General features: G+C 68.9%; 9 protein-coding genes. 4 read left to right on the top strand and 5 right to left on the bottom strand.

Features of this window, described 5'->3' with window-relative positions; translation table 11 throughout:
* From I53_RS18365 to I53_RS18385, 5 genes are all read right to left on the bottom strand, one after another.
* A partial coding sequence (locus tag I53_RS18365) for a 3-keto-5-aminohexanoate cleavage protein (protein WP_043353266.1) occupies positions 1–704 on the bottom strand: 704 nt, incomplete at its 3' end.
* Between the two features lie 2 nt (positions 705–706).
* On the bottom strand, positions 707–1,630 hold the full coding sequence (locus I53_RS18370; RefSeq protein ID WP_043353267.1) for a 3-hydroxyacyl-CoA dehydrogenase: 924 nt from the start codon (positions 1,628–1,630) through the stop codon (positions 707–709).
* A complete protein-coding gene (locus tag I53_RS18375; RefSeq protein ID WP_043353269.1) occupies positions 1,627–4,185 on the bottom strand; it encodes a branched-chain amino acid ABC transporter ATP-binding protein/permease in 2,559 nt (852 codons plus the stop codon). The genes I53_RS18370 and I53_RS18375 overlap by 4 nt, the downstream gene beginning before the upstream one ends.
* A gap of 14 nt (positions 4,186–4,199) precedes the next feature.
* Positions 4,200–5,075 carry a branched-chain amino acid ABC transporter permease gene (locus I53_RS18380; RefSeq protein ID WP_043353271.1) on the bottom strand — a complete coding sequence of 292 codons (876 nt, stop codon included), beginning with the start codon at positions 5,073–5,075 and terminating at the stop codon, positions 4,200–4,202.
* 7 nt (positions 5,076–5,082) lie between these two features.
* On the bottom strand, positions 5,083–6,342 hold the full coding sequence (locus tag I53_RS18385) for an ABC transporter substrate-binding protein (RefSeq protein ID WP_043353273.1): 1,260 nt from the start codon (positions 6,340–6,342) through the stop codon (positions 5,083–5,085).
* A gap of 119 nt (positions 6,343–6,461) precedes the next feature.
* Between I53_RS18385 and I53_RS18390 the strand changes: the two genes are divergently transcribed.
* The 4 genes from I53_RS18390 to I53_RS18405 form a co-directional block, all read left to right on the top strand.
* Positions 6,462–7,175, top strand: coding sequence for a GntR family transcriptional regulator (locus I53_RS18390; protein ID WP_043353275.1), 714 nt, complete (start codon positions 6,462–6,464; stop codon positions 7,173–7,175).
* Positions 7,176–7,177: 2 nt separating this feature from the next.
* Positions 7,178–7,945 carry an SDR family oxidoreductase gene (locus tag I53_RS18395; RefSeq protein WP_043353277.1) on the top strand — a complete coding sequence of 256 codons (768 nt, stop codon included), beginning with the start codon at positions 7,178–7,180 and terminating at the stop codon, positions 7,943–7,945.
* Between the two features lie 155 nt (positions 7,946–8,100).
* On the top strand, positions 8,101–9,906 hold the full coding sequence (locus I53_RS18400) for an IlvD/Edd family dehydratase (RefSeq protein WP_043353279.1): 1,806 nt from the start codon (positions 8,101–8,103) through the stop codon (positions 9,904–9,906).
* 198 nt (positions 9,907–10,104) lie between these two features.
* Positions 10,105–10,873: FAD-binding oxidoreductase (locus tag I53_RS18405; protein ID WP_043353281.1), on the top strand; the 769-nt coding region annotated here is incomplete at its 3' end.

Raw genomic sequence — 10,873 nt, forward strand, 5'->3', positions numbered from 1 at the left:
CCCGCCCCGAGCACCGACCAGCGGTACTGATCGCCGAACAGCCGATCGGCGGTGCGCTTCATGTGCATCACGTCGTCGGGATGCGCGCCGATCCCGCCCTGCAGTCCGAACACCGTCTGGATGAACAGCGGCGCTTGCACGAGGCCGCGGTCGAAAAAGTATTTCAGATTGTAGAGATGCGCGGTGTCGTAGCACTCGAACTCGAATTTCGTCCCGTTCGGACCGCAGGTCGTCAGGATGTGCTCGATCTGGCCGAAGGTGTTGCGGAAGATGATGTCCTTGTTGCCGAGATAGTCCCGCTCCCACTGATGCTTCAGGTCCTTGAAGCGGTCGAGCATCCCGAACAGGCCGAAATTCATCGAGCCGAGGTTCAGGGAGGCGACCTCCGGCTGAAAGGTCGCGGCCGGGCGCACCCGCTCCTCGATCGACATGGTCGGCGCGCCGCCGGTGGTGATGTTCACCACGCAGTTCGAGCGCTGCTTGATCACCGGCAGGAACTTGGCGAAGGCCTCGGGTGTCTGGTCGGGCTGGCCGTTCACCGGATTGCGGGCATGCAGATGCACGATGGCGGCGCCGGCCTCGGCGGCGCCGATGGCGGCGTCGGCGATCTCCTCGGGCGTCACGGGCAGGTGCGGCGACATGCTGGGCGTGTGGATCGCGCCCGTCACCGCGCAGGTGATGATGACTTTCCGCTGTGAGGCCATGCTCAGTCCTTCTGTGAAGCCTTGTGGGCCCGGAGCGCCGCCAGCCGCGTGTCGCGGCGGTCCATGCGTGCGGGTAGATCGTCCGGCGGCTGCCACTTGGCCAGGATCGCCTCGGTGGCCGGCGCCTCGTAGACCGAAGGCGGCGCCGGATCGGCGGCCAGGCTTTTGTAGAAGCCGGTATAGCGGGCGCAGTAATCGGCGATGCCGCCCGGCGCGTTCAACTCGATCGTCTCGAACGGTCCCATGAAGCTCCAGCGCAGGCCGAGCCCGTCCGCGACGGTCTTGTCGAGATCCTGCGGGGTGACATAGCCCTCCGAGGTGAGACGGAACGCCTCCGCCAGCAGGGCGCCCTGAAGCCGGTTGAGGATGAAGCCCTCGATCTCCTTCAGCACCGTGATGGGGACCTGTCCGATGGCCTCGTACACCGCTCGCGCTCGTGCCAGAGCCGCCGGATCGGTCCAGGCCGCGCCGGAGATCTCCACGAGCGGGATCAGGTGCGGCGGATTCACCGGATGGCCGATGAGGCAGCGCGCCCGGCCCGGCAGATTTTCGGTGAACAGCGAGCAGCGGATGGCCGATGAGGACGACGCGATCACCGCGTCCCGCGGCGCGTGGGCATCGAGCTCGGCAAAGAGGGTCCGCTTGACGTCGAGCCGTTCGGGCCCGTTCTCCTGGACGAAGTTCACACCGTCAAGGGCGGCGGCGAGACTCCCCGCGCTCCGGATGCGCCCGGCAGCTCCCTCCGGATCGGTACAGAGCCCGTTGGCCGCCAGGGTGCGGAGTCCTTCGGCGCAGAGCGGGAGCGCAGCCTCGGCGACGCCCTCGGCGGAATCGAACAGCCGCACGTCCCAGCCGGCGCGGGCGAAGATCATCGCCCAGGCCCGGCCGATCAGGCCGGCGCCGACGATCGCGACGCTTTCGGTCATAGCCACAGCACCTTCCGTCTCAGCTCCTGATCTTCGCGCAAGAGGCGCGACTCGCCCGCCCACTGCACGCTGCCCCGCTCCAGCGCCACGGTCCGGTCGGACAGGGCCCGCGCCAGATCGAGGTGATGGTCCACCAGGATGATCGCGATCTCGCGGCGCAGCCGGTCGAAGGCCTCGAACAGCTCTTCGGTCACGGCCGGCGACAGGCCTTCGAACGGCTCGTCGAGAAGCAGGAGCCGCGTATCGCCCGACAGCGCGCGCGCCACCGCCACCATCTGCTGCTCGCCGCCCGACAGGCGGGCGGCATCGACGGTCCAGCGCTCCTTGAGCCGCGGGAAGAACTCCAGAACCTTCTCCTCATCCCAATGGATGCCGGCACCGGTGAGCCGCCGCAGACGACCGAGGCCCAGATTCTCGGCGACGCTCATCCCGGCGAACAGCGCCCGCCCCTGCGGCACGTAGCCGATGCCGAGCCGGGCGATCTTGTCGGGCGAGAGGCCAGCGATGTCCCGGTTGGCGAGCACGATCCGGCCGGCGGCCGGTGATGCTGTGCCGATCAACGTCTTGAGCAGGGTCGACTTGCCGGCGCCGTTGCGGCCGAGGAGCGCCACCACCTCACCCCGGTTCACCGTGAGGGTGACCCCGTTGAGGATGTGCGACTTGCCATAGAAGGTATCGACGCCCTCCATGGCGAGCAGCGTCTCGGCCTCGGCGGCGCTGGCGCGCGGCTTCGCGGCGATCGCCGCCGTGCCCGATCCGAGGTAAACCGCCTGGACCCGGGCATCGTCCCGGGCATCCGCGACGGAGCCGTCGACCAGCACGGCGCCGTCGGCCATCACGGTGACGCGGTCGGCCAGACGGAACACGCGGTCGATGTCGTGCTCCACGAGCAGGACCGGGATGTCGGCCGAGAGCGCCTTGATCAGCTCGCCGACGCGCTCGCGCTCGGCGGCGGCCAAGCCGGCGAGCGGCTCGTCGAGAAGCAGCACGCGGGGTTGCGTGGCCAGCGCCAGCCCCATGTCGAGGAGCCGCTGGCCGCCGTAGGACAGGCTGCCGGCCTCGGCCCGCTCGATCCCGGCGAGGCCCGTCCAGCGCAGCAGCTCGGCGGTGTCGTCGGCGATCGCGCGGATCGAAAGGGCGTCCCGCCAGGGGCTGAAATGCGCCGCGTGGCGCGCCTGCACCGCCAGGCGGACGTTCTCCTCCACTGAGAGGCCCGGGAACAGGTTGGTGATCTGGAACGAGCGCCCGAGTCCGGCCCGGGTGATCGCGTGCGGTTCCAGGCCGGCGATCTCTTGACCGTCGAGGCGGATGCTGCCGCCGCTCGGCCGGAACATGCCGGAGAGCAGATTGAAGGCCGTGGTCTTGCCGGCACCGTTGGGGCCGATCAGGGCGTGAAGCGTCTTGTCCGCCACCGCGAAGGAGACGCCCCGCACCGCGTTCACGGGGCCGAAGTTCTTCCTGATGGCATCGGCGACGAGAACCGGTCCCGTGCCGCGTCCCTCGGCGATGAAGCGCGCCGGGACGCGGCCCGAGGCGCCGGCGCGGCGGGCCGCCATGGCCGCGCCCTCGGTCGGGACGCGCCGGAACGGCTTGAGCAGCCGCGCCGCGATGCCGACCAGCCCGTCCGGCGAGAACACGATGAAGGCGACGAACAGCAGCCCGAAATACAGCAGCCAGTCGGCGGTGTAGATCGACAGGAACTCGCGGAACAGGATGTAGAACAGCGCGCCGAGGGCCGGCCCGAGGAACGAGCGCATCCCGCCGATCACCACCATGGCGAGCAGTTCGCCCGAGAACGCGATGGAGATCGGGTCGGCCGAGGTGAAGCGATGACTGTAGGCCGAGAGCGCCCCGGCCAGCCCGGTGATCGTCGCCGAGATCACGAAGGCCGCGAGCTTGTAGCGGTTGGTGGCGTAGCCGAGGAAGCCGGCACGCTGCTCGTTCTCGCGGATCGCCACGAGTACCGTGCCCATCGGCGAGCGCCGGAACCGCCAGAGCGCGACCAGCACCGCGAAGGCGATACCCGACACCGCCGCGTAGTAGGCGCCGGGCTCCTGCAGCACCGCCCAGCGGTGCAGGTTGCCGATGCCGTTCTCGCCGCCGGTCAGGTCGGTCCAGCGGAACGCGATGGCGTAGAGCATCGCCGTGAAGGCGAGCGTCAGCAGCGAGAAGTAGACACCCCGCCGTCGCAAGATCAGGGCTCCGGCCGCCAGAGCCGCGACTCCGGTGATCGCCAGGGCGCCGAGGAGCGGCAGCGCCATGTCGCCGGGGACAAGCCGCGTCTGCAGGATCGCCACCGCGTAGGCGCCGATCCCGAACCAGGCCCCATGGCCGAAGGAGGTGAGCCCGGTCCAGCCGACCAGGATGTTTAGGCCGAGCACGGCCAGGGCGAAGATCACCACGTCGGTGGCGGTGATCAGCGTCAGGCCGATGGCGTCGAGGGCGAAGGGCAGGACGATGAGGGCGGCGAGCGCCGCCCAGAGCTGGCGGCTCTCGCGCAGGATCAGGTCGCGCTGCGGCAGGGCGAGCGGCAGCGGCTCGGCGGTTCCGGACATGGGACGCTCTCCGCTCACTCGAACCGGGCGATGTGCTCGCCGAACAGGCCGCGCGGGCGCAGCAGCAGGACGAGCACCATGAGGGCGTAGACGGCGGCCTCGGTGGCCGGCGGATAGGCGTAGGCGGTGAGGCCCCGGACCACGCCGACGATCAGCGCGGCGAGCACCACCCCCCAGAAAGAGCCGAGGCCGCCGATCACCACCACCACGAAGGCGAAGGTGAGGATCTCGGCGCCCATGGCGGGCTGGACCCCTGTGACCGGGGCCATCATGGTCCCGGCCAGCGCCGCGAGCCCCACCGCGATGGTGACAACGGCGGTCATGTAGGGCCGGAGCGAGATGCCGAGGGCCGCGACCATGTCGGGGTTCTGCACGCCGGCCCGGACCACGCGCCCAAAGCTGGTGCGGGTCAGGAGCAGCCAAAGGCCGGCCACGCAGGCCACAGCCACCACGAGGATCGAGAGCCGGTAGCGCGAGTAGATCAGGTCGCCGATGAAGACCTGACCGCGCAGCCATGTCGGGATCCCGAACGGCACCGGCGCCGCCCCGAAGGCCATGCGCAGGGCCTGCTCGGCCACCATGGCGAGTCCGAATGTGAGGAGCAGGCCGAGGGTCGGATCGCCGCGATAGAAGCGCCGCAACAGGAAGCGCTCGATCACGAGCCCGAGCACCCCCACCGCCAGGGGAGATGCGATGAGGGCGCCGCCGAAACCGATCGAGGGCGTCAGCAGCACGGTCAGGTAGGCGCCGATGGCGTAGAAGGCACCGTGGGCGAGGTTCACGATGCCGCCGAGGCTGAAGATCAGCGACAGGCCGAGCGCGATCAGCAGATATTGCACGCCGATCAGCAGGCCGTTGAGCACCTGCTCCAGGATGAAGACGAGCTGCATGACGGCCTCACGCCGGGAAGGTGCAGGCGTTCTCGTCACGGGTGGTGGCGAGGACCTCCAGGCTCTCGCCGGGACCGGGGAGCGGCCCGGTCGAGGTGAAGATGTCGTAGGGGTTCTTGACCTGATCCGCCGGCAGGGCGGTGATCGCGAACATCTCCTGCATCAATTCGTGGTCCCAGGGGCGGAAATAGCCCTCGCGGACCTTGGCGATGTCGAACTTCGCGCCCGATTCCAGGTGCTCGACGACCTTGATCGACTCGGTCGCCTTCAGCTCGTTCATCGACTGCGCAACGATCTTGAGCGCGGTGTAGTCACCCCAGCCCTGGTTCTCCGGCGGCTTCTTGTACTTGGCCTTGAAGGCGGCGACGAACGTCTTCGCCGAGGGCGAGTCGATCTGGTGATGCCAGATCACCGGCCAGGTTCCGAGGAAGTTGCCGGGCCCGGCACCCCAGGCGAGCGCCGTGTCGAAGCCGAAGCCGGCGACCGGGAACGGCAGGCCGAACTCGCTGTATTGCTTGAGGAAATTGGTGATCTGCGCGCCCGCGAGGTTGCAGATCACGAGGTCCGGCTTGGCCTGACGGAGCTTGAGCAGGAAGGGCGAGAAGTCCGTGAGCTCGGTGGGGATCAGATCCTCGCCGACGAGCGTCGCGTCGTTGGCCGCGAAGTATTTCTTGGCCTGCTTCAACAGGTCGTGGCCGAAGGCGTAGTCGGCCGTGAGCGCGTAGACCTTGCGACCCTTGATCAGGCCGCGGTCGAGCAGCGCGCGCCCGCAGGCGCGCACCATCATGGTGTTCTGCGATTCGACGTGGAACATGAAGCGTTTGCAGTCGGAGCCGCGCAGCGCGTCCGAATTGGCGCCGGTGTTGATGAATAGGATCTTCTCCCGCTGAGCCACTTGGCTGATCGCCAGCGCCGAAGCCGAGTTGATCTCGCCGACGAGGCACGCCACGCGGTCCCGCTGGACCATGCGCTCGGCCTTGGCCGAGGCAGTCTGCGGGTTGACGCTGTCCTCGGAGAGAAGCTCGACCTTCCGACCCGCGATGCCGCCCGCGGCATTGATCTCCTCGACCGCGAGCTGCGCCGCCTGCACGGCGAACTCGCCGAGCGGTCCGAGGAAGCCGGTCCGCGGCGTCAGGTGCCCGATCCGGATCACGTCCGACTGACCCTGCGACAGGGCCGGGCTCGCAAGAGCCGGCGCGAGAAGCGCTGCGCCGCCGGCTTTCAGAAGGCTGCGGCGAGAAAGGGAATCCCCGAACCGGTCCGTCATCGTTCCGCTCCCGTGCGTTTCCTCCAGCCGGGTTGTTGTTGTGGGCTCTGGCGGCCCTCACCCAAACTGTGATCACAGATCACTAGCGCGATAGTGCCGGATCCGTCTAGGGTCGGCATATGAATTCCACATCGGTCCTTGCCGAACTGCCTCTGCTCGAACGGCGGACCCTGTCCGACACCGTCTATGAAGCCCTGTCGGACCTCCTGGCCTCGGGACGGCTGGCGCCGGGCGACCGGCTGTCCCTGCGCCAGAGCGCGGCGGCGCTCGGCGTCTCGGTCATGCCGGTCCGCGAGGCGGTGAGCCGTCTGGCGGCGGACGGCGTGCTGGAAGTGGCTCCGAACCGGGTGATCCGGGTGCCGGTCATGAGCGCGGACGCCTTCCGGGCTCTGGTCGAGACCCGCATCGCCGTGGAGGGCATCGCCGTGGCCCGTGCGGCCGAGCTAAGGACCGCCACGGAACTCGCAGCGATCCGGCGGACCGAGGCCGCGTTCCGGGCGGAAGCGGAGGCGGCAGAGCCCGACCGGGCGCGCGCGGTGCAACTCAACCGCGATCTGCATTTCGCGATCTACGGTGCCTGCGGACTCGGTCCCTTGCAGGAGATCATCGCCCGGCTCTGGCTGAAGGCGGGCCCGGTGATCAATCTGGATCTGCGCGCCCATCCGGAGCGGCTGCGCCAGGGTTTCGCGCTTCGGCGGCACGCCGAGGCCGTGGTGGCGATCGAGAACCGGGACGGCGCGGCCGCCGCCGCCGCGATCGCGGCCGACATCCGGGAAGCCGCGGAGTTCATCTTGACCCGCGGCGGATTGCGGGACGTTCAGGGAGAGGACTGATCATGGATCTGGGGATTGCCGGCCTGCGTGTCTTGGTGACGGCGGGTGCTGCCGGAATCGGCCGCGGGATCGTCGAGGCCTTCCTGGAGGAAGGGGCGCGTGTCTTCTCCTGCGACGTAGACAGCGAGGCACTGGCCGGTCTGCCGGACGCGGTCGGCCGTATCCGGACCGATGTCGCCGACCGCGATGGCGTCGCCACGATGATGGACCGCGCGGTCGAGTTCCTCGGTGGCATCGACGTGCTGATCAACAATGCCGGCATCGCCGGGCCGACCGGACGGGTCGAGGAGATCGCCCCCGAAGAGTGGGACCGATGTCTCACCGTGTGCCTGAACGGCCAGTTCAACTGCGCGCGCCTCGCGGTGCCCCATCTGCGCCAAAGCCCTAACGCCTCGATCGTCAATCTGTCCTCGGCGGCCGGCAAGTTCGGCTTCGCCCTGCGCAGCCCCTACGCGGCGGCCAAATGGGGGGTCATCGGCTTCACCAAGTCTTTGGCGATCGAACTCGGCGGGTCCGGCATCCGGGTGAATGCGATCCTGCCGGGCTTGGTGGCCGGCGACCGGCAGCGCCGGGTGCTCGAATCGAAGGCCCAGCAGCAGGGCACGAGCTTCGCCGAGATGGAAGCCCGCGCCTTCTCGTTCGTTTCGGTCAAGGACTACGTCACCGCCCGGCAGCTCGCCGACCAGATCCTGCTGCTTTGCTCGCCCCGCGGCCGGACCATCTCGGGTCAGGCCATTTCCATCGACGGTGACACGCGGATGCTGTCCTGAAATCAATCCAGCGCCGATGAGGCTGCCCTGCCTGATGCGCCGGAGTATCCAAAACCGAGTCCGGGGCGCCGCGACCGCGGTCACGCGTCCTGCGGCCGCTGCCGAAGACAGGAGCCGGACCGTCCGCGCCGGCCACAGGATGCGAGGAAGCGACCATGAGCGACAAACGCCGGATCACGCCATCTGACCTGCGCTCCAAGGCGTGGTTCGACAACCCGCACAATCCCGGCATGACCGCGCTCTATCTGGAGCGATACCTCAACTATGGACTGACGCCGGAGGAGTTGCGTTCGGGCAAACCTCTGATCGGCATCGCCCAGACGGGGTCCGACCTGTCTCCCTGCAACCGCCACCATCTCGAACTCGCCAAGCGGGTCCGGGAAGGCATCACGGCGGCCGGCGGCGTTGCCTTCGAATTCCCCTGCCATCCGATTCAGGAAACCGGCAAGCGTCCGACCGCGTCCCTCGACCGAAACCTCGCCTACCTGTCCCTGGTGGAGGTGCTGTACGGCTATCCCCTCGACGGCGTCGTCCTGCTCACCGGCTGCGACAAGACCATGCCGGCCTGTCTGATGGCGGCGGCCACGGTCAACATCCCGGCGATCTCGCTGAATGTCGGGCCTATGCTCAACGGCTACTTCCACAAGGAGCTGACCGGCTCGGGCACCATCGTCTGGAAGGCCCGGGAGCGGCACGCGGCGGGCGACATCGACTTCCAGCAGTTCATGGACATCGTCGGATCCTCGGCGCCGTCCACGGGCCACTGCAACACGATGGGCACGGCCTCCACGATGAACGCGCTCGCCGAGGCGCTCGGTCTCGCCCTGCCCGGCTCGGCGGCGATCCCGGCCCCCTACCGCGAGCGCGGGCAAGCCGCCTACGCCACCGGCCAACGGATCGTCGAGATGGTCTGGGAGGACCTCAAGCCCTCCGACATCCTCACCCGCGAAGCTTTCGAGAACGCCATCGTGGCCAACGCGGCGATCGGCGGCTCGACCAACGCGCCGGTCCACATCAACGCGATCGCGAAGCACATCGGTGTTCCGCTGACCTGCGACGACTGGGAGCGGGTCGGATTCGAGATCCCTCTCCTGGTGGACATGCAGCCCGCCGGACGCTGGCTCGGCGAGGAGTACTTTCGCGCCGGCGGCCTTCCGGCGGTCTTCGCGGAGCTGATCGACGCCGGGAAGGTCCACGAGGGCGCCCTGACCTGCAACGGCCGAACCGTGGGCGAGAACTACCGCGGCCGGCACAGCTGGAACCGCGACGTGATCCGCGCCTATGGCGCGCCGCTGATGGAGCGCGCGGGCTTCCTGAACCTCAAGGGCAGCCTGTTCGATTCGGCGATCATGAAGACCTGCGTGATCTCCGAGGAGTTCGCGGCCCGCTACCTGCGCAATCCGAACGACCCGATGGCCTTCGAGGGGCGCGTCATCGTGTTCGACGGACCGGAGGACTACCACACACGGATCGACGACCCGGCGCTCGACATCGACGAGAACACGATCCTGATTATGCGCGGAGCCGGACCGATCGGCTATCCCGGCGCCGCCGAGGTGGTGAACATGCAGCCGCCGGGATCGCTGATCCGGCGCGGTGTCACCGCACTGCCTTGCATCGGCGACGGCCGGCAATCCGGCACCTCCGGGACGCCCGCCATCCTGAACGCCTCGCCCGAGGCGGCCGCCGGGGGCGGGCTGGCCCTGTTGCAGACCGGCGACCGTATCCGCATCGACCTCAATCGCCGGAGCGCCGACATCCTGCTCCCGGCCGAGGATCTCGCCCGCCGGCGCGCGGATCTGGAGGCGCGCGGCGGCTATCCCTACCCGGCGACCCAGACGCCGTGGCAGGAGATCTATCGCGATCAGGTCGATCAGCTCGATCAGGGCATGGTGCTCAAGGGCGCGGTGAAGTTCCAGAAGGTCGCGCAGGTCTCCGGAGTGCCGCGGGACAACCACTGAGGCCTGTTCCCCGGGTCGGCCGCGGGGTTGAAACATGCGGTGTCCTGAGCAACCCTTGCGACGGCCCTCCGGGCCTACGGCTGCACAGGGCATCGCGAGCCCGCTCTCCAGCGCGACAGCGCGGCCAATTTGCTCCGCACTGAATTTTGAATACATTTCCCGTCAGGTGGGCATGTCCCATCACGGGAGGGATCGATCGTGACGGAAGCGAGGGCGCATGCGCCGGCGCCGCGGGCCGCGGCGCGCCTGGAAGCCGGATTGCCGCGCAGGCTGGCGGAGCAGCTCCAGGGCGAGGCGCGGTTCGACGCGTTCACGCGCGGACGCTACAGCACGGACGCGTCGATCTACCAGATCATGCCGGCCGGCGTGGTGCTGCCGCGCTCCGCGGCCGACATCGCCGCAACCCTGCGCATCGCCGCCGAACACGGCGCGCCGGTGATCCTGCGCGGCGGTGGCACGTCGCAGAACGGCCAGCCGATCGGTTCGGGCCTGGTGGTCGACTGCTCGCGGTACTTCAACGGCGTCCGGGCCTACGATCCGGAGGCGGGCACGATCACGGTCGAGCCCGGCATGGTGCTGGAGCGGCTGAACGCCCGGGTGAAGGCCGACGGATGGTTCTTCCCCGTCGAGCCCTCGACGGCGACCCGCTGCACCATCGGCGGTATGGCGGGCAACAATTCCTGCGGCGCCCGCTCCCTGCGCTACGGCAAGATGAGCGACAACGTCCTGGCGATGGAGGCGCTGTTCCACGACGGCGAGGCCTTCGGCTTCGGACTGACCGGTGACGTCCGGTCGGGCGTGAACGGCTCGGATCGGGCGGCGGCGCTGGCCGCGAGGATGCGCGGCCTCGCCGACAACCACCGCGCCGAGATCGAGGCGCGCTTCCCGAAGGTCCAGCGCCGCGTCGGCGGCTACAACCTCGACGCGCTGATCGAAGCGCAGCCGAACCTCGCGCACCTGCTCGTCG

Origin of the sequence: Methylobacterium sp. B1 (genome assembly GCF_000333255.1) — a bacterium.
Lineage (GTDB): Bacteria > Pseudomonadota > Alphaproteobacteria > Rhizobiales > Beijerinckiaceae > Methylobacterium > Methylobacterium fujisawaense.